This is a genomic window from Mycolicibacterium fallax, from assembly GCF_010726955.1.
GTDB classification, from domain to species: domain Bacteria; phylum Actinomycetota; class Actinomycetes; order Mycobacteriales; family Mycobacteriaceae; genus Mycobacterium; species Mycobacterium fallax.
In genome coordinates this window covers 869104-892196 of record NZ_AP022603.1, presented here as the reverse complement: position 1 = coordinate 892196, position 23093 = coordinate 869104, and the positions used below count along the sequence as shown (strand labels likewise).

Below are 23093 nucleotides of genomic sequence, written 5' to 3'. Positions count from 1 at the left end.
CCGCCATGTTCGACCTGACCATCACCGGTGGCACCGTCGTGGACGGCACCGGCGCCGACCGGTACCGCGCCGACATCGGCATCTCCGGCGGCCGGATCACCGAGATCCGCCGCCGCGGCGGTGACGACCCCGGGCTCACCGAGGTGCCCGCCGCGCAGACGATCGACGCCACCGGCCGGTTCGTCACGCCCGGATTCGTCGACGTGCACACCCATTTCGACGGTCAGGTCAGCTGGGACGACACCCTGGAGCCGTCCAGCCTGCACGGGGTGACCACGGTGGTCAGCGGCAACTGCGGTGTCGGGTTCGCCCCGGTCCGCCCGGGCAGCGAGCAGTGGCTGATCGAGCTGATGGAGGGGGTCGAGGACATTCCCGGCTCGGCGCTGGCCGAGGGCATCGACTGGCAGTGGGAATCCTTCCCGCAATACCTGGACGCCATCGAAAAACGCCACCTGGCCGTCGATTACGGCACCCAGATCGCTCACGGCGCGGTGCGCGGCTACGCCATGGGCGAGCGCGGGGCCAACAACGAGGAGGCCACCGCCGAGGACATCGCGGTGATGTCACGCATCGTGCAGGAGGCCATCGAGGCCGGCGCGCTGGGCTTTTCCACCTCGCGCACCGAGGCCCACCGGGCGATGGACGGCCAGGCGGTGCCGGGCACCTACGCCGCCGAGGCGGAGCTCTTCGGCCTCGGCGCGGCGATGGCCGCCGGCGGCCAGGCGGTCTTCGAGGTCGCCCCGCAGGGCACCGCCGGGGAAAGCCCGGAGCAGGCCTGCATGCACGAAATGGACTGGATGGCCAGGCTTTCCGCGGAAATCGACCGGCCGGTGTCGTTCACCTTGATCGAGGCCGCGCACGCGCCGGACCTGTGGCGCCGCCAGCTGGACCGGGCCGGCAAGGCGCACGACGACGGCATCGCGCTGTACGCCCAATTCGCCGCCCGCCCGTTCGGCATGCTGTTCGGCTTCCCCGGCTATCACGCGTTCACCCACCGGCCCAGCTATCGCGCGCTGGCCGCCCGTCATCAGGGCGCCGAGCTGGTGGCCCGGCTGGCCGATCCGGCGGTCAAGGCCGCCATCCTGGCCGACCAGGACCTGCCGCCGCAGCCGGTTCCGTTGTTCGACAGCCTGTTTGCAATGATCCAGCACAGCGTCGACCGGATCTACGCGATCGGCGATCCCCCGGACTACGAGCCGACCCCGGACCGCACCATCGCGGCGATCGCCGCCCGGCGCGGCGAGGATCCGCTGGCCACCATGTACGACATGATGCTGGAGTCCGACGGCGGCGCGATGCTGATGCTGCCGTTTTTCAACTACGCGGCCGGCGATCACAGCTCGATCTACGAGATGATGACGCACCCGGCCGCGGTGTCGGGGCTCTCCGACGCCGGCGCGCACTGCGGGCTGATCTGCGACGCGTCCTATCCGACCTTCCTGCTGACGCACTGGGCCCGGGACCGGCACCGCGGCCCGAAGTTCTCGCTGGAGTACGTGGTGCGCAAGCAGACCATGGACACCGCAACGCTGTTCGGGCTCAGTGACCGCGGGGTCATTGCGCTCGGCAAGAAGGCCGACCTCAACGTCGTCGACATGACGGCGCTGACGCTTGGGGTGCCGCGAATGGTGCATGACCTGCCCGCCGGCGGGCGGCGGCTGGTCCAGGGCGCCTCGGGCTACGACGCCACCGTGGTCAGCGGTGTGGTGACTCGCCGGCACGGCGCCGACACCGGGGACCGCCCGGGCCGGCTGATTCGGGGCGTGCGGTAGCGCTGAGCGCACGCCCCGGGGCCGGCGGCTACTGCGGCGGCCGCGAGACGCACTGGGCGGAGTAGAGCTCCTCGCCCAGCTTGTCCATCAGTTCCAGCTGGGTTTCCAGGTAGTCGATGTGCTGTTCCTCGTCGGCGACGATTTCTTCGAGCAGCTTCGCGCTGGTGCTGTCCTGCTTCTCCCGGCACATGATGATGCCGGGCCGCAACCGCTGCACCACCTCGTACTCGATGGCCAGGTCGGCCTCGAACTGCTCACGCAGGGTCTGCCCGATCCGCAGCGAGCCGATCCGCTGGTAGTTGGGCAGCCCGTCGAGCAGCAGGATCCGATCGGTCACCGCCTCGGCGTGCCGCATCTCGTCGAACGATTCGGCGCGGGTGTGCGCGGCCAGCTCGGTGAAGCCCCAGTTGTCCTGCATCTTCGAGTGCAGGAAGTACTGGTTGATCGCGGTGAGTTCGCTGGTCAGCTGCTCGTTGAGCAGCTTGAGGACCTCGGGATCGCCTTGCATGCTTCCTCCAGGTGTCTTGACTGTTCGCAGCAGCGAGCGCCACCGGGGCTGTGGCGCGGTCGCCGTGGTCACCAATCTAGCCGTAAATTGGCCCGTTGGCCTGCCGAAATGCCCACGACATCGAACATAGGTACGCCTTAGTTAGGGCGGTCTGGGCTTCATCAGCAAACCCCGGACACGGGAATTAGGCGGGCCTAACACCTATCGGCTCAGTTAGGTTAGACTCAGCTTAAGTCGATCGGCGAGAGGGGGTGACCCGCAGTGTTCGTCTGCCTGTGCACCGGTGCCACCAGCCATGTCATCACCGACGCGGTGGCCAACGGCGCATGCACCTCCAAGCAGGTCGCGGAGGCCTGCGGCGCGGGCACCGACTGCGGGCGCTGCCGGCACACCGTGCGGGGCATCATCGAGTCCTACTACCGCGAACACGACCTGGCGCACGCCCGGCCGACCGCGGCCGCCGTCTGACACAGCCCGTCGCTCAGTCCTTCTGGTTGAAGGCCGTCAGCGCGGCGGCATTGTCCGCCGAGCCCAGCAGGGTGGCGAAGAATCCGTTCTCCCGGGCCCGGGCCTCGGCAACGGCCTGCTCGGCCGGTGCGGTCATGGTCGCCTTGACCGCCATCAGGCTGGCGATCGACCGCGACGCCAGTACCTCGGCGTGCGCGCGAGCCTGCGCTAACAGCTCCTGCGGCGGACAGACCTTCCACACCAAGCCCATCCGCAGCGCCTCCTCCGCGCCGATCCACTCCGAGGACATCAGCAGCCAGGCCGCGTTCTGCCGGCCGATCAACTGCGGCAGCAGGAACGACGAGGCCGCCTCCGGGGCCACCCCGAGGCTGGTGAACGGGCACTTGAGCCGGGCATCGGTGGACATGAACGCCAGATCGGCAAAGCCGAGCACGGTGGTGCCGATGCCCAGACCGAGCCCGTTGACCGCGCAGATCAACGGTTTCGGGAAGGCCGCCAGCGCATCGACCAGGCCATTGAAGCCGAACTCCCCCGCGACGAAGTCCGGGTCGGTCGCCATCGCCTGCAGATCACCGAGGTCGGTACCGGCGGAGAACGCCCGGCCCGCGCCGGTCAACAGCACCACCGCGACCTCCGGGTCCGCCGCGGCCTCCCGCAGCGCGATCGTCGTCGCGTCATAGAGCGCCTCGTTGAACGCGTTGAGTGCCTCGGGCCGGTTCAGGGTGATGGTGCGAACGCGGTTCTCGTCGGTGATGTCCAGCATGCCCGCACGCTACCGGTGAAACGGCGACCGCAGCACATAGCGACTGGTCGGCACCGTGTCGATGTTCTGATTGGCGCCGAACGCCGAGGTGCTGGCCACCATCTTGCCCAGCCGGTCGTTCAGGTCGGCCTCGTCGGCCGCCCCGAAGAACGCCATCAGATCACCGACCGCCTCGATCGGGAACAGCTCCTCGACAATGGCGGCCAGCTCCGGGGCCTGCGGGGTCAGCGGGCGGACCACCGCGTTCTGCACGTAGCCGAAGGTGGCCTGGGTGTCGATCGCGACCTGGGTGTGGCCCAGCTGCCAGCGCCGCCGCCACTCCTCGACCGGCAGCTCGGCGGGCCGGCGCAGCAGCGCCACATTGCACAGCCCGGGCGTGCGTTCGCCGAGCGGCTGCGGCGGCGGCAGCGGCGCCGACTCGGTCACCAAGTACCCCGCCACCGACTCCGATTCGCCGGCCAGCACCTCGATGGCCGCCTGGACCGCGGGACCGAAATGCTGCTGCGTCCACAGGTTGACCACGGCCTGCACCGGCGGATCCAGCGTCGTCAGGGTCATCAGCGACCCGCGCACGGCCGCGTCCCGGACCCCGATGCTCACCCCGGCCAGGTCCAGCTCCAGCAGCTGCGCGGCCACCGGGCCGCGGATCCGGTCACACCAGGCATCGTCGCCGACGGCGCCCGAACCCCGCAGCAGCAGCACCACCTTCTCCATCCGGTCACCGTATCGGCCGGGACTTCGGCCCCGGCGCCGGGCCGGCGGGTCATAATGGCCAGATGAGCAAGGGCCGGGCGGGGTGGCTGTCCTGGCCGTATGCCAGCGAGGTTGGTGCGGTGCTGCTGGCGACCCTGGCGGCGGTCGCCGTCGCGCTGCAGATCGGGCCCCCCGGTTCGGCACTGGCCGCCGGGGCCAGCGCCGCGATCGTCGGCGCCACCGCGCTCAAGGATTCGCCGCAGGGCCGGTGGCGGCTGACCGCGGCGGCCTCACTCGCGATGGGCGGGGCGGTGCTGCTGGGCTGGCTGGCCTCCCCCCACAGTGTGGTTTTCGTGCTGGTGGCCGGCCTGTGGTCGCTGTGCAGCGGGATGGCCTGGGCGCTGGGCAGCAACGTCGGGCTGGTGTCGGCCGCGACGACCGCGCTGCTGGTCGCGAGCCCGACCTGGGGCTCCCCGCTGGATGCGCTGATCGCCGCCGCGCTGGCGTTCTGCGCGGGCATGCTGCAGACCGTGATCGTGGTGATCACCCCGCGCCCGCAGCGCCAGCAGCGCAGCGATGCGCTGGCCGACGGCTACCGACTGGTCGTCGCCGACGCCCGGCGGCTGGCCGCCGACCCCGGCGCGGAACTCGATCACGGGCCGCTGATCGCGCTGCGGCAGAAGTTCACCCTCACCGAACATCAGCTCCGGCGCCGGCCGCTGGCATTCCGTGGCCTGTACGCCATCCCCGAGCGGATCGGTATGACCCTCAACGCGCTGCGGCCGGTCGCCGACACCCCGGCCGGCGGCGCAACGCTGCGGGCGGCCGCCAACGTCCTGGAGACCATCGCCGAGGATCCGCCCGGCGCCCGGGAGGAGGCCCGGGCCGCCCTCGGCAGCCTGGACAGCGCCATCGACGAGTTGCCCGGCCCGGCCGGGCCGACCGGCCGCCGGCTGCGCCGGCAGGTCATCGAGGCCGCTGCCCTGCACTTCACCGGCAGCCACCGGCCGCGGCCGGAGATCCGGGAGGTGGTGCGCGCCCAGCTGAACCTGGCCTCCCCCATCCTGCGGCACGGACTGCGACTGGTGGCCGCGGTCACCGCGGCCACCGCGGCGGCCCGGATCACCGGGGTGCACGACGGCTACTGGATCGCGGTGACGGTGCTGCTGGTGCTGCGCCCGGAGACCGCGCACACCTACACCCGCTGCACGACCCGGCTGGCCGGGGTGCTCGGCGGGATGCTCCTGGGCACCGGTATCACGCTGCTGATCCACCCGACCGGCATCATCGCCGGGATCCTTGCGGTGGCCTTCGTCGCGGTGGCCTACGCGGTGGCCGGGATCGGCTATGTGCCGCTGACGGCGGCGGTGGCCACCGCCATAGTGTTCCTGGTCGACATCGACGGGGCGGCGCCCACCCTCTCGCTCGGCACCCGGATCGTGGCGGTGCTGGTGGGCGGCGTGCTGGCCATCGCCAGCCACGTCTTGCTGCCGGATCGGGCGCAGGTCCGGCTGCAACAGCGCTCGGCGGAGCTGCTCAAGGCCGAAATCGACTATGTGGCAACGGTGATCCGCGCGTTCGCCCATCACCTCGATGATCGCGAGACGGTGCTGTCGGCGGTGTGGACCCGGGCGGTGCGGGCCCGGTCGGCGTTCGAGGCCGCCGGCGGCGGCATCCGCGCCGACACCCCGGAGATGCGGCACTGGCTGAGCGCCTACCGGGCCGCGCTGAACACCCTGACCAGCACCGGTGCGACGCTGGAGGCGCAGCTGCCGACGGTGCGGACCGAGAACCTGGACCTGCGCTTCGTGGTCGCCGTCGACGACTACGTCGACGCGCTGCGCGGCGAGACCCCGACCGCCGGGCAGCCGTGGCGGGTCGACGCCCGGCATCTGGCCGAGGCGGACGCGCAGATGCGCGAGTGCGCGACCTACCTGGACCGGCAGGAATCCGCGCAGCGGGTGCTACTCGGCGAGCTCGAGGCCATCACCCGGGTCCTGCTCGCCGTCGCCCAGACCGGCTCCTGACCCGTCCTCCTCGGCCCCCGGTTCGTCCGCGGTGGGGCTGTCCTCGATCTGCACCGGCTTGCGTTCGATCAGATCGCGAACCCCGGTGGGGCCCAACCGTTCCCGGAATGCCTGCACGGTGTAGCCGACCAGCACCCCGTCGGTGCGGGCCCGCACCGACGCCGACCGCGGCAGGCCGAACAGCGGACCGATCTCGCCGAAGTACTCCCCCGGCCCGGCCGTCGAAATCCGTTCGCTATCACCGTCGCCCAGCTCCCGGATGATCTCGAAGTCACCCTCGCTGACCACGTAGATCAAATCGCCCATGGTGCCCTGCTCGAACACCACCTCACCGGCGCTGACCTTGCGCAACTCCGGGTCGCGGTCCACCGTCGCCAGCGCGGGGACCAACTCGATCACCTGGTCGGCCAGCGGCAGGATCCGGCTGTCGTGGGTGGCCACCACCACGACCCGCTCTCCGGAGGCCAGTTCGCGGATCAACCGCAGCACCTCCTCGACCTGGATGAAGTCCAGGTGCGCGGTCGGCTCGTCGGCCAGGATCAACGGCGGATCCAGCGCGATGGCGCGCGCGACGGCCACCCGCTGCTGCTGGCCGCCGCTGAGGTCGCCGGGCTTGTGGTGCTCGCGTTCGGCCAGCCCAACCCGGTCGAGCAGTTCGGCGGCGCGCTTGCGGGCCGCACGGCGGGTCAGCCCGGATGCGCGCAGCGGCACCATCACGTTCTCCAGCGCGGACAGGCTCGGTACCAGGTTGAACGCCTGGAATACGATCCCGACCGTGTTGCGCCGGTACCGGGTCAGGTCCTTGGCGCCCAGCGTGGTGATGTCGATGCCGTCGAATTCGATGTGGCCCGAGGTCGGCTCCAGGATCCCGCCCAGGCAGGACAGCAGCGTGGTCTTCCCGCAGCCACTGGGCCCCAACAGAATTGCCAGCGATCCGGCCGGCACCTTGAGGTTCAGCCCGTCGAGCGGACGGATCTTCTCCCCGGCGCTGGGGTACTCCACCACCAGATCGGTGATTGTCAGGTCTCCCACCTCAGGGCCCTCCGAACGCAATGGCCGGGTCGACGGCGACCGCGCGGCGCAGGCCGGCGATGCTCGCGACCAGCCCGATGCTGACCGCGACGATCGGCAGCAACAGCAAGGCGCCGAGCGGGACATCGACCCGCATCGGGAACATCGGCCCCAGTACCAGCGAGAGCAGCACCCCGAACACCGCCGAGACGATCGCGATGATGATCGCCTGCAGCGCCAGGCCGGCCAGCACCGAACGGGTCTGCACCCCGACCGCCTTGAACACCGCGAAGTCCCGGTTGCGCTCCAGCGCCGACATGTAGATCACCGAGCCCACGATCAGCGCGGCCACCACCCACAGCAGCAGCGCCATGATCGAGATCGCATCGACGGCGACCTTCAGCGGGCGCATCATGTCGTCGACGGCGCCCTGGCGGTCCACCGCGCGGAAGCCCGGCAGCAGCTCCTGCGGGTCGCCGCGAATTCCGATCGAGGAGATCACCGGCTTGTCGCCGTACACCAGCCGCTGCGCACCCTCCGGGGTCAGAAACAGGTTGGGCTGCTTGGCCAGCACGGTGGAGTTCTCCACGATGCCCACCACCTCGATGGTGTACGAACCGATCTGCAGGGTGTCACCGATCTTGCGGCCCAGCGTCGAGGAGACCGAGACCTCGTTCTGGTTCTCCGGCGGTCGGCCTTCGGTCATCTCCGGCATTCCGGGCCCCTGGGTCGGCGCGCCGAACATGTTCATCGTCTTGGCGACGCCGTTGTCCATCGCGGTGGTGCCCGCGTACACCAGCGGGGCCGAGGCGTGCACACCCGGCAGGTGCCGGAACCGGATCAGTTCGGCCTCGGCGAACGGCGATGAGCCCAGGAACGGGCCGACGGTGCCGTCCTGGATCACGAAGTAGTCGACCCCGAAGGAGTTGACGGTGTTGCTGGCCTCGACCCGAAATCCGTTGGCCAGACCGGTCAGCACCAGGGTCATCGCGAACACGAACGCCGTTCCGATCACCGCGATGATGAATCTGCGCTTGCGCCATTGCAGATCGCGCAGGGCGGCGATCAGCATCGGGGGAACCCGGCACACCAAAGATCCACGGGACTGAACCTATCCGGCGCGGCGACTTCCTACCGGGTTTTGCCGTCGGCAACCATCTCGGGGCCGGTGACTAGACTGCCCGCCATGACCGAGCCGGATTGGGTGGCACACGCGATCTGGTGGCAGGTGTATCCGCTGGGCTTCGTCGGGGCCTACCCGTCCGAGCAGCCGCCGGGGCCCGCCGCGCACCAACTGGCCCGGGTGACCGCCTGGCTCGACCACGCCCAGGCGCTGGGGGCCTCCGGCATCGCGCTCGGCCCGATCTTCGCCTCCCGCAGCCACGGCTACGACACCACCGACCATTTCCGCATCGATCCGCGCCTGGGCACCGACGACGACCTCGACGCGCTGGTCGCCGCCGCCCGGGAGCGCGGCCTGCGGGTGCTGCTGGACGGGGTGTTCAACCACGTCGGCACCGAGTTCCCGCGGTACCGGGCGGCCCGCGAGGGTGACGCCGCGGCGCGCGACTGGTTCCTCGGCGGGCCCGACGAGTTCGGCACCTTCGAGGGCCACGGCGACCTGATCACCCTCAACCACGCCAACCCGGCGGTCGCCGACTACGTCACCGAGGTGATGACGCACTGGCTCGACCGCGGCGTGCACGGCTGGCGACTGGACGCGGCGTACGCGGTACCGCCGCGGTTCTGGACCGCGGTGCTGCCCCGGGTGCGTGCCGCGCACCCCGAGGCGTGGATCGTCGGCGAGGTGATCCACGGTGACTACGCCGGCCTGGTCAGCGCGGCCGGCTTCGACGCGGTCACCCAGTACGAGCTGTGGAAGGCGATCTGGAGCTCGCTGAACGACGGCAACTTCCACGAACTCGACTGGGCCCTGCGACGCCACGACGAGTTCCTGGATTCGTTTGTGCCGCAAACCTTCATCGGCAATCACGACGTCACCCGCATCGCCAGCCGGCTGACCGAACCCGAGCACGTGGCGCTGGCGCTGGTGTTGCTGCTGACCGTCGGCGGGGTGCCAACCATCTACGCCGGCGACGAATTCGCCTTCCGCGGCATCAAGGAGGACCGGTTCGGCGGCGACGACGCCGTGCGCCCCGAGTTCGGCGCTCCGCCATTGCCGGTGGACGAGGCAGGCCGGCAGATGTTTGCGCTGCACCAGTTCCTGATCGGGCTGCGGCGCAGGCATCCGTGGCTGCACACCGCCCGCACCGAGGCACTGCGGCTGGACAACCGCCGCTACCTGTACCGCGTCCACCGCGGGGACGACGAACTGTTCGTCGCGCTGAACATCGACGACGGGCCGGTCGGCTTCGGGCTGCCCCGCCCGGCCCGGATCCTGGCCGGTGGCGGCGCCCCGCCGCCGCAGGTCGGCACCGAGTTCACCGTGCCCGCGCCCGGCTGGCTGATCCTGGAGCCGGCCTGAGGACCCGGTGAGCCGAGCGGTTCAGCCGGCGTCGCGCTGCGCCCCCGGACCCCACTGGCCGTCGATCAGCGCCGGCATGGCGATCGCGGCCAGCCGGTCGGCGTCGGCGCGCCGGCGTTTGACCCGCAGCCGGGAGTCCAGCGGGCCCACGGCGATTTCCTCGCAGGTCAGCAGGTGCACGTCGGCGGCTGCGGCCAGCGCGCGCACGGCCGCCATCCGCCGGCCGGCCTCGGTCACCGCCGCGGCCAGCCGGGTCAGGTCGGCCAGCGTCAGCTGCCAGCATTTCTCCCGGCCGGCCCGCGCGGTGTCCAGCAGTCGCCGGGTCAGCGCCGGCGGCTGCCCGGCGCCCGGGGTTTCCAGGGTGCCCGCGGGCGCGTCCGGCAGCCCGGCCAGGTCCAGTCGCATCGCCGCGCCGGCCAGCCGCAGGCTCCAGGCCAGCGGGGCCCGGCGCTCGGCGACCGGGCCGAGGGTGTCCTCGATCAGCAGCCCGAGCGTCGTCGTCGTCCAGCCCTGCCGAATCCGGTTGCCCAGCAACCGGATCCGCACGCTCAGCGCGGCGTCGGACAGCTCGCCGACCGCGGTGTCGATTCCGGCGTCGGTGGCCACGTCCAGGGTCAGCGCGTCGCATTCGGCGCCGTAGCGCCCGGCCAGCGTCAGCAGTCGGGGGTGCGTCGCGGCGCGGTGCACACCCAGTTCGCCGACCGCGGTCGCGACCGACTGGCCGGCGTAGAACCGGTGCCCGAACACCGCGGTGGCCCGGTGGGTCCATTCCTCACCGAGCCCGGCGGGCAGTCCCAGTGCCGCGGCCACCGCGCGCTGGGCGCACCCCAGCCCGCCGGCGTGCAGGTCCAGCGACAGCGGCGACAGCGGCCCGGCGGGTCGGTCGTCCGGGCCGGCCGCGGGGGGCGCGACGAAGACCGGGAACCGCGCATCGATGCGGTCGTCGAGTTCGCCGGCCTGGCCGATCGGCGCGGCGTCGATCAGGTCGGTGCCGGGGACCTCGACGGTGATCCGCGGCGGTGCCGCGCCGCCCGGGTGCAGCCGCCGCCCGCAGCCGCGGGCGGTGTCGATCACCGCCGCCAGCCCGGTCCACCCGCAGCTGAACTCCCAATCACGTTGCAGCGGAAGGAGTTTGTAGCCGGGATCGGGGTCCGTCCAGGGGCTTCGGCGACGCAGCGGAAGGCTGGCGCCGGCCAACCAGCGCCGGGCCGCGGCCACCGAAACCGGTTCGGCGATGGCCAGGTCGACGGTTCCGGTGCGGTGCGAGCCGACCGCGCGGGACAGGAATCGCAGCAGGTCGTCGACGTGCAGCAGCCGCATCGACTCGGGCCCGCCGCGGCGGCGCAGCGTGTGCACCGTGCGGGCCACCATCGGGATCGGTTCCCGGCCCAGCAGCGGCGCGACCCGGATGACCAGGCTCGGGGCCCAGCTCGAGGTCACCAACTGCTCCGGGTAGCGGTAGATGTCCGGGTCGCCGGCGGCAGGCACCACGAACAGCAGTCGGGAGCCGGACCGCCCGGCGGCGTCACTGACCGCCAGCACGCCGGAGGGCCCCGCGGCGTCGGGCTCCCCCGGCTCGACCGGAGCCAGGTGCACGATGGCGTCGGCCTCATCGGCGAGATCCTGCAGCACCGGCCCGGTCAGCGGACCACGGTGCAGCCGGACCCGCGCGTCCAGCATCGGATGGCCGGCCTCGGAGATCCCGGTGACGTCGTGACCGGCGGCGATCAGGTGCCGCGCGGCGGCCCGGCCGAGCCCGCTGCCCGCGCCGGTGAGCAATATCCGCATAACACCCCCGATCCGTGCCGCACTCGAGAATAGGAGCGTCGCCGCGGTTGCGGCACCGATTTCGCCGGTCCGGCCGACCCGGCGGCTAGCCCAGCTCGGCGGTCCCGTCCGGACGCACCTCGATGGCGGCGCCGGCGAGGTCCTCGGTGGTCGAGGCGGCGGCCTGGGCGGGGTCGTGGACGACCGCGATGGCCCGGCGTCCGTCACCGGTGTCCACCGTGGCGAACACCTTCTCCGGGGTGCCGTCGCGCCCGACCGGCGTGGTCCAGGTCTCCACCCGGCCGGTGCCGGCGAAGTCCGGGGCCGCGGTCCGGGTCGGCTCGCGGTCGACCTCGTCCTGCACGTCGGCCCAGCGGAATCCGTCCGGCGGCGGTTCGGTGCCGTAGACGCCGAACGCGTGCTTGGTCAGGTAACCGCCATTGGCGGTGATCAACCCGCGGGCACCGGCCCCGGCGGCCAGCCGCTCGGCCATCGTCGCAATGGAGTGCATCACGTAGTTGTTCCACGGCCCGCCGGCGAAGGTCAGCCCGCCGGTCACCGTCAGCGGCCGGGCGTCGTCGTCGACGGCCAGGCCCAGTTCGGCCGCGGCGATCTGGACCGCCGACGGGAAGCAGGAGTAGACGTCGACCAGATCGATGTCGTCGACGCCCAGTCCGGCCAGCGCCAGCGCCCGTTCCCCGGCAATCCGGATTGCCGGGGAACGGTCAAAGGCGGCGCGCTCGGCGATGTCGTAGGTGTCGTGGGCATCGGTGCCCGACCAGGGGAATACCCAGGTGTCCCGCGGGATGCCCAGCTCACCGGCGCGCCGCACCGAGGTCAGCACCAGCGCCGCGCCCTGGTCGACCATGTTGTTGGAGTTCATCAGCTTGGTGTAGGGCCAGCTGATCATCCGATTGTCCGGGCCGTCCCGCCAGATCTCCTCGGCGCCGACCGCACGGCGATTCCAGGCGTGCGGGTTGTGCTGCGCGACGGCGTTGAAGCGCTGCCACAGGCCGCCGAGCCGGGCCCGGTGCTGCTCGGGAGCCGTGCCCGCGGTCACCCGGATTGCCTGCTCGAACAGCGGGTAGACATGCGAGGGCAGCAGCAGGTGCACCCGCAACTGGGCCGGGCCGGCCAGTTCGGCACCCTCGGCGACCACCTCGGCCTGCGGCACCGCCTCGTCCTGCACGGTCCACGGCGGCTCGGCGCCGGTGGCCTTGAGCCGCTTGTTGGTGCGCCAGGTCTCCCCGCCGGCCAGCAACACCACCTCGGCTCGCCCGGCCAGGATGTCCCGGCAAGCCCGGTTGACCAGGGTCTGCGGCATGTTGCCGCCGACACCGGTGTAGCCGGTGCGGGCCGGTCGCGCGCCGATCTTCTCGGCCAGCAGCAGCCCCGGGTCGCGGTACTTCCAGGACAGCAGGTTCACCACCGCGACGGTGTCGACGGCGGCCAGCACCGCGTCGTCGGCCGCCCGGCGGGCGGCCCGGGCCATCAACTCGACGGGTTCGCCGGGCGCGGTGGCCGGATCGTCGTGCTGATTGATCTGGCCGTAGCCGACCAGGACCGGGGTGCGGGGATCCAGTGTCACCAGCACACAGTAGCCAAACTGCAACTTGTGTCACTTCTGACCAGGTTTGTCCGTGATAAAGATCTCTTGACCTGCACTGACGGTGAAATCCGCTATGATTTTCCGGTGACGACGATCGATTCGAACGCCGCCGTGCCGCTGTCTGACGGCGCGCCGGCCCCGCATCCGTCGTTTCACCATCCGCTGGCCTCGGCGCTGACCGCCCTGCAGCACGCGCACATCTACGTCGACATCGCCGTCGTGGTGGTGGTGCTCGCGCTGACCAATCTGATCGCGCACTTCACCACTCCGTGGGCGAACATCGTGACCGTCCCGGCCGCGGCCGTGGGGCTGCTGATGCTGGTGCGCTCGCGCGGTCTGGGCTGGTCCGAACTCGGGCTCGGCCGCGACTCCTGGCGCTCCGGGATTCTCTACGGGCTCGGCGCCTTCGCCCTGGTCGCAACGGTCGTCGCGATCGGCGCGCTGCTGCCCTGGACCCGGCCGATGTTCCTGAACGACCACTACGCGACGCTCTCGGGCGCGCTGATCGCCTCCATGCTGATCATCCCGCTGCAGACCGTCATCCCCGAGGAACTGGCCTTTCGCGGCGTGCTGCACGGCGCGCTGGCCCGGGCCTGGGGCTTCCGCGGCGTGCTGGCCGTCGGATCGCTGCTGTTCGGCTTCTGGCACATCGCCAGCTCACTGGGCCTGACCGCCGGCAATATCGGGTTCAGCCGAATCCTCGGCGGCGGGTTGTTCGGTGTGCTGGCCGGCATCGTCGGGGCCGTCATCGCGACCGCCGCCGCCGGTTTCGTCTTCACCTGGCTGCGCCGCCGCAGCGGCAGCCTGCTCGCGCCGATCGCGCTGCACTGGTCGCTCAACGGCATCGGTGCGCTGGCCGCCGCGCTGGTCTGGCACGCCTCCAGCTAGCCGCTCGACGCCAACCCGCTCGACGCCAACCCGCTCGACGCCGCTGCGTTGATCAGCACCGCCGCCCCGGCGATCCGCCCCGCCGCCAGATCGGTCAGCGCCTCGTCGGCCCGCGACATCGGATACTCCGGCGTGCTGACCTGCATCCGGTGCTCGCCGGCGAACCGCAGGAACGCCCGGGCGTCGGCGCGGGTGTTCGAGGTGACCGACCGGATCTGGCGCTCCTGAAACAGGTGCCGCTGATAGTTCAGCGCCGGAATGTCGGAGAGGTGGATACCCGCGATCGACAGTGTGCCGCCCCGGTCGAGCGCTTCGGCGGCCGGCAGCACCAGCTCACCGACCGGGGCGAACAGGATCGCGGCGTCCAGCGGCACCGGCGGCCGGTCGGCCGATCCCTGCACCGAGGTCACCCCCAGGCCCAGCGCGAGTTCCCGGGCCGCCGCGCCGCGGGTCATCACGTGCACCTCGGCGCCGCGGGCCAGCGCGACCTGCGCGGTCAGGTGCGCGCTGCCGCCGAAGCCGTAGAGACCCAGCCGGCCGCCCTCGGGCAGCTCGGCCCGGGCCAGCGCCCGGTAGCCGATGATGCCCGCGCACAACAGCGGCGCCAGCTCGGCGTCGGTGTACCCGGCCGGCAGCGGATGGGCGAACGCGGCGGGCACCGTGGTGTAGTCGGCGTACCCGCCGTCGGCGTCCCAACCCGTGTAGCGGGAGTCCGGGCACAGGTTCTCCGCGCCGCGGCGGCAATAGCGGCAGGTCCCGCAGGTGTGCCGCAACCAGGCGATGCCGACCCGGTCCCCGACCGCGAACTCCCCCGCGGCGCCGGGCCCGCAGTCGAGGACCTCACCGACCACCTCGTGGCCGGGGATCACGTTTTGGCGGTGTACCGGCAGGTCCCCCTCGCCGACGTGCAGGTCGGTGCGGCACACCCCGCAGGCCCGCACCGCGACCAGCAGTTCGCCGGGACCCGGCCGCGGCACGGGTACCCGCCGTCGTTCCAGCGGGTGGGTGCGCATCGGTCCCGGCCGCACCACCTGCCAGGCGTTCATCTCGGCGGCTGCCACCCTGTCATTGTCACCCCGCGGCCCGGTCCGCGTCGCCGACCGGAAGTGACCAATGCCACCGCCGAAAGGGTCCTTTGCGCGTCCACCGGCGGCCCGTTCGATGCGAGGGTGTCGAGTATGACCCTCGAGCTGCCCGACGAGGACACCGTTCACGCCGCCCTGTCGCTGGCGGTTCGGGCGCCGTCGATCCACAATTCGCAACCCTGGCGATGGCGGGTCGGCGCCGAATCGGTGCAGCTGTACGCGGACTCCGAGCGACACCTGCCGCACACCGACCCGACGCGCCACGACCTGCTGCTGAGTTGCGGCATCGCGCTGCAGCACCTGACCGTGGGGCTGGCGGCACTGGGCTGGCAGACCCACGTTCATCGGCTGCCCAACCCGTCGGATCCCGACCATCTGGCCAGTGTCGAGATCTGCGGGCGCGGCGGCAGCGAGCAGGACATCGCGCTGGCCGCGGCCATCCCCCGGCGGCGCACCGATCGCCGGATCTACAGCTCCTGGCCGGTGCCCGGCGGCGACATCGCACTGATGGCCTCGCGTGCCGCGCGCCACGGTGTGAGCCTGCGCCGGGTGAAATCCGCGCAGGTCAGTCATGCGCTGACGGTCGCTGCGCGACGGCGCACCGACGACGCCGACTATCTCGCGGAGCTGGCGCAGTGGAGCGGCCGCGCCGGGTTCGAATCCGGGGTCCCGTCGCGCAACATCCCGCCGGTGGACGACGCCGCCGTGTTCCCGGCCAGGATCTTCGCCAATCCCGGCCTGGCGCAGCCCGCCGGGGCCAACACCCGCGCGGACGCCGGCCTGGCGGTGGCGCTGGGCACGGTGGCCGATGACCCGTTGACCGTGCTGCGGGCCGGCGAGGCGACCGGGGTGGTGCTGCTGACCGCGACGGCGCTCGGGCTGGCCAGCTGCCCGCTCACCGATCCGCTGGAGTTGCCGGACACCCGCGAGATGGTCCGGCAGACGGTGCTCGGCGGCGACAGCTACCCGCAGATGCTGCTGCGGATCGGCTGGGCGCCGATCAACGCCGATCCGCTGCCCGCGTCGCCGCGCCGGCCGCTGTCCGAGGTGGTCGAGCGGCTCGACGGCGCCCCGATCTGCTGAACGGCTCCGCTACCGGGTGGCAACCTTCTTGTACACCCAGAGCAGGATGACCGCACCGATCACGCCGCCGATGAAGGAGTGCTCGATCGGCGGCCGGAAGTCGAACTGGTGCGGCGCGAACACCAGGCTGCCCAGCGTGCCGCCGACGTAGCCCCCGGCGATGCCGAGCAGGGCCGTCACGATCCAGCCGAAGCTCTCCTTGCCGGGCACGATCAACCGGGCGATGCCGCCACAGATCAGGCCGAGCAGAATCAACAAGACGATGTCCCAGATCATCGCAATCACCCTTCGTTGTCCTACGGGTATTCCACCGTAGCCCGGCCCGATAAACCTCGGATTGCGATTGCGCCACGGTGCGGTGCCCAGTTCGCAGACAGCAAAACACCCCGGTCCGCAGTGGGACCGGGGTGTGCCGCTCGTCGAATCAGGCCCTGCCGTTCGGCCTGATCTCTTCCTCGCGGAAAAACGCCGCTCGTCGAATCAGGCCCTGCCGTTCGGCCTGATCTCTCCTCGCGGAAAAACGCCGCTCGTCGAATCAGGCCCTGCCGTTCGGCCTGATCTCTCCTCGCGGAAAAACGCCGCTCGTCGAATCAGGCCGGGGGCAGCATGGCCGGGTCCGGGTTCTCCACCGGCACCGGCACGCCGACGCCCGGGTGGCCGGGTGCGCCGGGTGCGGGCGCGTTCGGGTCGACCGGAGCGTTCGGGTCCGCCGGCGGCGGGGGCGGGGGCGCCCAGGGCCGGATCGAATTCGCCAGTGCGTCGGCGGCGACCTTGTCGACCGGGTCCTTGCCGGTGCCCAGCCACACTACGAACCACCGCTCGTTGCGCTGCCCGCGCGGCGCGCTCGCGCCGGCGTCGCCGACCACGCCGGCCCAGATCTGGCCGTCGGGCTTGGTGGTGTCGGTGAACTTCACCTCGTAGTACGACGCACTGCCCTTCATGCCGCCGGCATCCAGCGGGCTGGAGGACTGGTTGATCCGGGTGCCCGGGAAGGGCATGAAGAACTCGCCCATGTCCGAGGCCAGTCGCACGGCGGCCTTGGCGTTGTCCGGCTCGGCGCCGGCGAACAGCTTCAGGTCCAGCCGGCCCAGCAGGATGCTGGTGTCGTTGGCCGGGGGCGGCGCGGGCTGGCCCGGCAGCGGCGGCGGAACTTCCTTGGTCAGCAGCACCTGGCCGTAGTTGAGCCGGCTGGCGTCACCGACCACCCATCCCGGCGGCGGCAGGAAGCTGAACGAGCCCTCCGCATTCTTCACCCGCGCCGGATCATCGAGCGTCGGATCGGCAGGCGGTGCCGGCGGCGCGTTCGGATCGGCCGGCGGGGCCGGCGGCGCATTCGGGTCCGCCGGCGGTGCCGGCGGCGCGTTCGGGTCCGCCGGCGGGGCCGGCGGCGCGTTCGGGTCCGCCGGCGGGGCCGGCGGCGCATTCGGATCGGCCGGCGGAGGCGCCGGGGCCGGTTCGGCGGGCGCCGGAGCGGGCGGGGCTGGCACGGGGTCGGCGTAGGCCACCGATGGGGGCAGCATGAGGCAAACGGCCCCGGCGCCGGCGATCGCGGCCATCGTGACTGACCTGAACCGGCCGGTCCGGCGGGCGTTCATGGGGTCTGGCAAAGACATGCCGTCGAACCTACCGTGTCGCGGGCGTGACGCAAGTGAAGTCGCGCACCGGCGGCTCCGGGGTGTCGCGGGGCCCACCGCGTCGTTGTCCGGCGCCGCCGATCGGCCGAACACGCGCGAACGGTTTCCGTTCTGTAGCTACCGTCCAGTAACATGTATCCGACCGCGTCTCAACCGCCGAGGAGGCCAGCGCGCATGACGACAGAAGTTCTCGTCACCGGTGCCGACACCGACCTGGGCCGCGCCGTCGCGGCCGGTTTCCGCGACGCCGGCCACAACGTGGTGATTTCGGGTGCCCGACGCGACGAGTTGGAGATCGCCGCGAAGGAACTCGACCTGGCCTATGTGGTGTGTGACAGCACCGATCCGGCCAGCCTCGCCGAGGCGCGGACGCGGTTCCCGCACCACCTCGACACCATCGTCAACGTGCCCGCGCCCCGGCAGCCCGCCGGCGACCCGCGCACCTACAGCCTCGCGCAGCGCTCGGCCGCCTGGCACGAGGCCCTCGACGCCACCGTGCTTGCCCCGGTGCTCACCCTGCAGACCATCGGTGATCACCTGCGCTCCGGCGGCGCGATCATCTCCGTCGTCCCCGCGCATGTGCAGGACGGCAGTGTCCCCGCGGCGGTCAAGGCCGCGCTCTCGGATTGGACCGCCGGGCAGGCCGAGCACTTCGGCACCCGCGGGATCACCATCAACGTCGTCGCCGCCGGGCGCACCGTGGAGCCCGGGTACGACGGCCTGTCGGCGCCGCAGCCGACCGTCGCCGCCGAGATCGCCCGGCTGGCGATCTTCCTGAGCAGCCCGTCGGCCCGGCACATCACCGGTCAGACGCTGCACGTCAGCAACGGGGTGCCGGCGCACTTCGGTTGAGCCGGCCCGACCCTGCACCCGCGCGATCGGGCCTTCATCGGGTCGCCGTGACCGGCGGCGGCTAGGGTGAAACGGTCGATCCACAACGCGGTTTCGAGGAGCCTAAAGGTGAGCCATCCCGGCACCACACCATCGGACAAACACAAGGTCGTCATCATCGGCTCGGGCTTCGGTGGCCTGACCGCCGCGCAGAAGCTCAAACGCGCCAATGTCGACATCAAGCTGGTCGCCAAGACCACCCATCACCTGTTCCAGCCGCTGCTGTATCAGGTCGCCACCGGCATCCTGTCCGAGGGCGAGATCGCCCCGCCCACCCGGATCATCCTGCGCAGGCAGCGCAACGCGCAGGTGGTGCTCGGCGAGGTCACCCACGTCGACCTGGCCAATCAGACCGTCGACTCGGTGCTGCTGGGCCACACCTACCGCACCCCGTACGACAGCCTGATCATCGCCGCCGGCGCCGGCCAGTCGTATTTCGGCAACGATCAGTTCGCCGAGTGGGCGCCGGGCATGAAGACCATCGACGACGCGCTGGAGTTGCGCGGACGCATCCTGGGCGCCTTTGAGCAGGCCGAACGGTCGTCGGACCCGGTGCGCCGGGAGAAGCTGCTGACCTTCGTCGTGGTCGGCGCCGGCCCCACCGGGGTGGAGATGGCCGGCCAGATCGCCGAGCTGGCCGAGCACACCCTCAAGGGCGCGTTCCGCCACATCGATCCCGCCCAGGCCCGGGTCATCCTGATCGAAGGCGCCGGGCTGGTGCTGCCCCCGATGGGCGCCAAGCTCGGCGGCAAGGCGCAGCGCCGGCTGGAGAAGATGGGCGTGGAGATCCAGCTCAACGCGATGGTCACCGACGTCGACCGCAACGGCCTGATGGTCAAGTACCAGGACGGGACCACCAAGCGGATCGAGGCCGCGACGAAGGTGTGGTCGGCCGGTGTGGCCGCCAGTCCGCTGGGCGCCGACCTGGCCCGCCAGTCGGACACCGAGATCGACCGGGCCGGCCGGGTCAAGGTGCTGCCCGACCTGACCATCCCCGGGCACCCGAACGTCTGGGTGGTCGGCGACATGGCCTCGGTCGAGGGGGTTCCGGGCCAGGCGCAGGGCGCGATCCAGGGCGGCCGGTACGCGGCGAACCTGATCAAGGCCGAGCTCAAGGGCGCCGATCGGGCCAGCCGGACCCCATTCAAGTACTTCAACAAGGGCTCGATGGCCGCGGTGTCCAAGCACTCGGCGGTCGCCCAGGTCGGCAAGCTGGAATTCGGCGGCTACCTGGCCTGGCTGGCCTGGCTGTTCCTGCACCTGATCTACCTGGTCGGCTTCCAGACCAAGCTGATCACCCTGCTGTCCTGGGCTCGGTCGTTCCTGTCGCCGGGCCGCGGCCAGCTGACCATCACCGAGCAGCAGGCGTACGCCCGCACCCTGATCGATCAGCTCGAAGAGATCGCCGCCGTCGAAGCCGAAAAGGCTGAGAAGGCCGAACAGGCCGACAAAGCCGGTTAGGCGGGTTCGGCCGGCAGGTTCTGCAGCCGGACCTGCCCGCGGGCGACGATGCGGTCGTCGGCGTCGCGGATGGTGACCAGCCACAGTTGTTGGCGACGGCCGCGGTGAATCGGCTCGGAGGCCGCGTACACGGTGCCGGCGGTGATCGCCCGCAGGAAGTCGGTGTTGTTGTTGACCCCGACGACGGTGCCGCCGCCGTGCTCCAGCAGCCAGGAGTAGGCCGACACACTGGCCAGCGATTCGATGATCCCGCAGTACACCCCGCCGTGCACGATGCCGGCCGGCTGCAGCAGCGTCGGCTTGACGCTCAGTTCGGCCTTGCTGCCGTCCGGGGTCACCTCGGTGTAGACCAGGCCGAGTTCGCTGTCGAAGGGCGCCGAGAGCTCGGGCGGCACCGGGGACGAATTGGTTTCCACCCCGTCGTGTCTACACCGTTGCCCGGCCGTGAGCGCACCGGCCCGGCGAAGACAGCGCGCCCGGTGAAGACAGTTGGGGCCCCGCGCCTTTCGGCGCGGGGCCCCAACCTTCGGAGTGGACCGGCGGTCCTGCAGCCCTCAGGACTCCGGCTCGGTCCGTTAGCCTCACCCATTCATTGTAGGCAAGCCTGCCCTAACGTTGCAAGGGGTACCCGGGAAACCGTCCGGCCCCGCACCGGAAGTCCGAATCCGGCCAGGGCATCGAGCACCGCCTGGCCCCGCCGCATGCCGACGGTTTCGCTGAACCCCGCCAGCAGCGGCGCCTGCGTCGCGGCGACCACCACGGCCGTGCCGACGGCGTGCCACATCGCCGCCACGTCGACCGCCGCCGCACTGACCCGGTGCAGTTCGGCGAACAGCGGCGCCAGCGAGCGGTGGCAGCGATGCGCGATCCAGGTCGCCAGCGCGGCCTCGCTCGGCAGCTCCAGCGTCCCGGCGGCCCCGACGTCGGGATCGCCGGGCAGCGTCCGCACGGTCGGGTCGACGACGCCGAGCCAGTCGATGGCCCCCTCGGAGTCGACGTGCACCCACAGGTTCTCCAGTCCGGCGTCCCAGGCCCGGCCCTCCAGCACCACCAGCGCGACCACCCGGCCGATGACGGCGTGCGCCAGGCTGGCCGCGAGCTGCTGCGCGGCGACGGCCGGGTTGCCGATCTCGGCGGCGGTGAGCTCGAACATCTCCGCCAGCCGGCCCCGGGTCAGCGCCTCCTCCAGCGGCCACCAGCGTCGCCGCGACACGTCTCCCATCACCGCGACGCCGTAGACCCGGGGACACTCGGGATACAGCGCGCGCAGGCGTCGCGCCGAATCGTGCAGCGGCAGCTCCTGGTGGATCGCCATCGCGGCGATCAGCGGGTCCTCGATGACGACGGTCATGACACCTCCTGATTAGGATAGGGAAACCTAACCATAGGATCGGCGGAGTGCGACCGACCGGGTGCTGTGATTACCTTCACATCCCCGATCGCTGCCGAAAGTGCGTTGAGCTGCGTTGTTACCGATGACCGCGAGGCCGCGCAGCAGGTGCGAAAACTCGATACGACCGACCGTAGTAATCACGGGTACGCTGTGAAGATCGCGTGGGAGATGAACGAATCATGAGCAGAATGGCCCGATTGGGGGACCTCGAGCAGGCGGTCATGGACCACCTCTGGTCCGCGACCGAACCGCAGACGGTCCGTCAGGTGCACGAGGCTCTGACCGCACAGCGTGAGCTGGCCTACACCACCGTGATGACCGTGCTGCAGCGGCTGGCCCGGAAAAACCTCGTCGTCCAGCACCGGGACGATCGCGCGCATCGCTACGCCCCCTCGCACGGCCGGGACGTGCTGGTCGCCGGTCTGATGGTCGACGCACTGGATCAGGCCGCCGACACCGGCAGCAGGCAGGCCGCCCTGATGCACTTCGTCGAACGCGTCGGTATCGACGAGGCCGACACCCTGCGCCGCGCCCTGGCCGAACTGGAGGCCAAACACGGCACCACGAGGTCGGCTGGCGAAGTCGCCACCGGCTGAGGGAGACTATGCGGCGTGTCCGCCCTGGCCTTCGCCCTCCTCGCCGTGCTGCTGGCGGGGCCGGTGCCTGCGCTGCTGGCCCGGGCCAGTTGGCCGCTGCGGGCGCCGCGCGCCGCAGTGGTGCTCTGGCAGTCGATCGCCATCGCCGCCGTGCTGTCGGCGTTCAGCGCCGGCCTGGCCATCGCCTCCGCGCTGTACCTGCCCGGCCCGGACGGGCTGCCGGGCCGTGACCTGCTCGACGCGCTGAACCGGCTCGGCTGGGCGTCCTGGCTGCTGCACGTCGGCGCCCTTGGCCTGACCCTGCTGGTCGGCGCGCGGCTGGCCGTCGCCGTCGTGCGGGTCGCCATCGGCACCCGGCGCCGCCGCGCCCGGCACCGGATGCTGGTCGATCTGCTCGGGGTCAGCCGCGGCGGCCTGCGCATCCTGGACGTGCACCAACCGCTGGCCTACTGCCTGCCCGGCGTGCGCAGCCGGGTGGTGGTCTCCGAGGGCACCCTGGCCACCCTCAACGACTCGGAGATGGCCGCGATCCTCAGCCACGAACGCGCCCACCTGCGCGCCCGCCACGACCTGGTGCTCGAGGCATTCACCGCGGTGCACGCCGCGTTCCCCCGATTCGTCCGCAGCGCCAGTGCGCTGGACTCGGTGCGGCTGCTTGTCGAACTGCTCGCCGACGACGCCGCGGTGCGCGCCGCCGGCCCCACCCCGCTGGCCCGCGCGCTGGTCGCCTGCGCCGCCGGGCCGCGGCCGTCGGGCGCGCTGGCCGCCGGCGGACCGCACACCGTGCTGCGCGTGCAACGGCTGGCCGGCGACCCCAACAGCCCGCTGCTGTGCGCGGCCGCCTACGCCGCCGCCGTCGCGGTCCTCGTCGTCCCGACGCTGGCGGTGGCCATCCCCTGGCTCACCGAACTGCACCGCCTGCTGTCCCACTGACCGAACACCAATCACAACCGAATCCC

The 23093-nt window shown here is 71.5% G+C and carries 22 protein-coding genes; 10 read left to right on the top strand and 12 right to left on the bottom strand.

Annotated features, from left to right (window positions below):
- Nucleotides 1-5 precede the first annotated feature (5 nt).
- Entirely contained in the window at nucleotides 6-1772 is a 1767-nt protein-coding gene (locus tag G6N10_RS04215) for an N-acyl-D-amino-acid deacylase family protein (protein WP_085095724.1), read from the top strand.
- Between the two features lie 28 nt (nucleotides 1773-1800).
- Here G6N10_RS04215 and bfr read toward each other — a convergent pair whose 3' ends face one another.
- The gene (bfr, locus tag G6N10_RS04210; protein ID WP_085095722.1) at nucleotides 1801-2280 is read right to left on the bottom strand and encodes a bacterioferritin; all 480 of its coding nucleotides are present in this window, start codon (nucleotides 2278-2280) and stop codon (nucleotides 1801-1803) included.
- Nucleotides 2281-2541: 261 nt separating this feature from the next.
- Between bfr and G6N10_RS04205 the strand changes: the two genes are divergently transcribed.
- A complete protein-coding gene (locus G6N10_RS04205; protein WP_085095720.1) occupies nucleotides 2542-2748 on the top strand; it encodes a (2Fe-2S)-binding protein in 207 nt (68 codons plus the stop codon).
- A 13-nt stretch (nucleotides 2749-2761) separates the two neighbouring features.
- Here the strand turns inward: G6N10_RS04205 and G6N10_RS04200 are convergent, their stop codons facing one another.
- Together G6N10_RS04200 and G6N10_RS04195 are read right to left on the bottom strand one after the other, a co-directional pair.
- Nucleotides 2762-3511: an enoyl-CoA hydratase/isomerase family protein gene (locus G6N10_RS04200; RefSeq protein ID WP_085095718.1), complete on the bottom strand. Its 750-nt coding sequence runs from the start codon at nucleotides 3509-3511 to the stop codon at nucleotides 2762-2764.
- A gap of 9 nt (nucleotides 3512-3520) precedes the next feature.
- Nucleotides 3521-4225: an EthD domain-containing protein gene (locus G6N10_RS04195; protein ID WP_085095716.1), complete on the bottom strand. Its 705-nt coding sequence runs from the start codon at nucleotides 4223-4225 to the stop codon at nucleotides 3521-3523.
- A gap of 62 nt (nucleotides 4226-4287) precedes the next feature.
- Here G6N10_RS04195 and G6N10_RS04190 point away from each other — a divergent pair, with 62 nt between their 5' ends.
- Nucleotides 4288-6231: an FUSC family protein gene (locus G6N10_RS04190; RefSeq protein ID WP_085095714.1), complete on the top strand. Its 1944-nt coding sequence runs from the start codon at nucleotides 4288-4290 to the stop codon at nucleotides 6229-6231.
- Here the strand turns inward: G6N10_RS04190 and G6N10_RS04185 are convergent.
- Both G6N10_RS04185 and G6N10_RS04180 read right to left on the bottom strand, forming a co-directional pair.
- Nucleotides 6169-7263 carry an ABC transporter ATP-binding protein gene (locus tag G6N10_RS04185; RefSeq protein ID WP_085095712.1) on the bottom strand — a complete coding sequence of 365 codons (1095 nt, stop codon included), beginning with the start codon at nucleotides 7261-7263 and terminating at the stop codon, nucleotides 6169-6171. The genes G6N10_RS04190 and G6N10_RS04185 overlap by 63 nt on opposite strands.
- Nucleotide 7264: 1 nt before the next feature.
- Nucleotides 7265-8314, bottom strand: coding sequence for an ABC transporter permease (locus tag G6N10_RS04180; RefSeq protein WP_085095710.1), 1050 nt, complete (start codon nucleotides 8312-8314; stop codon nucleotides 7265-7267).
- A gap of 114 nt (nucleotides 8315-8428) precedes the next feature.
- Between G6N10_RS04180 and G6N10_RS04175 the strand changes: the two genes are divergently transcribed.
- A complete protein-coding gene (locus tag G6N10_RS04175; RefSeq protein ID WP_085095708.1) occupies nucleotides 8429-9727 on the top strand; it encodes an alpha-amylase family protein in 1299 nt (432 codons plus the stop codon).
- Nucleotides 9728-9748: 21 nt separating this feature from the next.
- Here the strand turns inward: G6N10_RS04175 and G6N10_RS04170 are convergent, their stop codons facing one another.
- Together G6N10_RS04170 and G6N10_RS04165 are read right to left on the bottom strand one after the other, a co-directional pair.
- A complete protein-coding gene (locus tag G6N10_RS04170) occupies nucleotides 9749-11515 on the bottom strand; it encodes an NAD-dependent epimerase/dehydratase family protein (RefSeq protein WP_085095706.1) in 1767 nt (588 codons plus the stop codon).
- An 85-nt stretch (nucleotides 11516-11600) separates the two neighbouring features.
- Entirely contained in the window at nucleotides 11601-13082 is a 1482-nt protein-coding gene (locus G6N10_RS04165) for an acetyl-CoA acetyltransferase (protein ID WP_085095831.1), read from the bottom strand.
- A gap of 138 nt (nucleotides 13083-13220) precedes the next feature.
- Between G6N10_RS04165 and G6N10_RS04160 the strand changes: the two genes are divergently transcribed.
- Nucleotides 13221-13991 (top strand): CPBP family intramembrane glutamic endopeptidase, encoded by a 771-nt coding sequence (locus tag G6N10_RS04160; RefSeq protein WP_085095829.1) that lies wholly within the window; start codon nucleotides 13221-13223, stop codon nucleotides 13989-13991.
- On the opposite strand, the gene G6N10_RS04155 is transcribed toward G6N10_RS04160, so the two are convergent.
- Entirely contained in the window at nucleotides 13988-15037 is a 1050-nt protein-coding gene (locus G6N10_RS04155; RefSeq protein ID WP_085095704.1) for a zinc-binding alcohol dehydrogenase family protein, read from the bottom strand. The two genes, G6N10_RS04160 and G6N10_RS04155, sit on opposite strands and share 4 nt — an antisense overlap.
- Before the next feature lie 132 nt (nucleotides 15038-15169).
- Here G6N10_RS04155 and G6N10_RS04150 point away from each other — a divergent pair, with 132 nt between their 5' ends.
- Nucleotides 15170-16159 (top strand): Acg family FMN-binding oxidoreductase, encoded by a 990-nt coding sequence (locus tag G6N10_RS04150; protein WP_085095702.1) that lies wholly within the window; start codon nucleotides 15170-15172, stop codon nucleotides 16157-16159.
- A 9-nt stretch (nucleotides 16160-16168) separates the two neighbouring features.
- Here G6N10_RS04150 and G6N10_RS04145 read toward each other — a convergent pair whose 3' ends face one another.
- Nucleotides 16169-16435, bottom strand: coding sequence for a GlsB/YeaQ/YmgE family stress response membrane protein (locus tag G6N10_RS04145; RefSeq protein WP_085095700.1), 267 nt, complete (start codon nucleotides 16433-16435; stop codon nucleotides 16169-16171).
- Nucleotides 16436-16749: 314 nt separating this feature from the next.
- A complete protein-coding gene (locus tag G6N10_RS04140; RefSeq protein WP_085095698.1) occupies nucleotides 16750-17772 on the bottom strand; it encodes an APA family fibronectin-binding glycoprotein in 1023 nt (340 codons plus the stop codon).
- Between the two features lie 195 nt (nucleotides 17773-17967).
- Between G6N10_RS04140 and G6N10_RS04135 the strand changes: the two genes are divergently transcribed.
- The gene (locus tag G6N10_RS04135; protein ID WP_085095696.1) at nucleotides 17968-18645 is read left to right on the top strand and encodes an SDR family oxidoreductase; all 678 of its coding nucleotides are present in this window, start codon (nucleotides 17968-17970) and stop codon (nucleotides 18643-18645) included.
- A 108-nt stretch (nucleotides 18646-18753) separates the two neighbouring features.
- Complete coding sequence (locus G6N10_RS04130; protein WP_085095694.1) at nucleotides 18754-20145, top strand: NAD(P)/FAD-dependent oxidoreductase; 1392 nt, start codon at nucleotides 18754-18756, stop codon at nucleotides 20143-20145.
- On the opposite strand, the gene G6N10_RS04125 is transcribed toward G6N10_RS04130, so the two are convergent.
- Both G6N10_RS04125 and G6N10_RS04120 read right to left on the bottom strand, forming a co-directional pair.
- Complete coding sequence (locus G6N10_RS04125) at nucleotides 20142-20561, bottom strand: PaaI family thioesterase (RefSeq protein ID WP_234810543.1); 420 nt, start codon at nucleotides 20559-20561, stop codon at nucleotides 20142-20144. The two genes, G6N10_RS04130 and G6N10_RS04125, sit on opposite strands and share 4 nt — an antisense overlap.
- A 173-nt stretch (nucleotides 20562-20734) precedes the next feature.
- Nucleotides 20735-21496 carry an iron reductase gene (locus tag G6N10_RS04120; RefSeq protein ID WP_085095692.1) on the bottom strand — a complete coding sequence of 254 codons (762 nt, stop codon included), beginning with the start codon at nucleotides 21494-21496 and terminating at the stop codon, nucleotides 20735-20737.
- 221 nt (nucleotides 21497-21717) lie between these two features.
- On the opposite strand from G6N10_RS04120, the gene G6N10_RS04115 reads away from it, so the two are divergent.
- Both G6N10_RS04115 and G6N10_RS04110 read left to right on the top strand, forming a co-directional pair.
- The gene (locus G6N10_RS04115; RefSeq protein ID WP_085095690.1) at nucleotides 21718-22134 is read left to right on the top strand and encodes a BlaI/MecI/CopY family transcriptional regulator; all 417 of its coding nucleotides are present in this window, start codon (nucleotides 21718-21720) and stop codon (nucleotides 22132-22134) included.
- 15 nt (nucleotides 22135-22149) lie between these two features.
- Nucleotides 22150-23067 carry a M56 family metallopeptidase gene (locus tag G6N10_RS04110; protein WP_085095688.1) on the top strand — a complete coding sequence of 306 codons (918 nt, stop codon included), beginning with the start codon at nucleotides 22150-22152 and terminating at the stop codon, nucleotides 23065-23067.
- Nucleotides 23068-23093 lie beyond the last annotated feature (26 nt).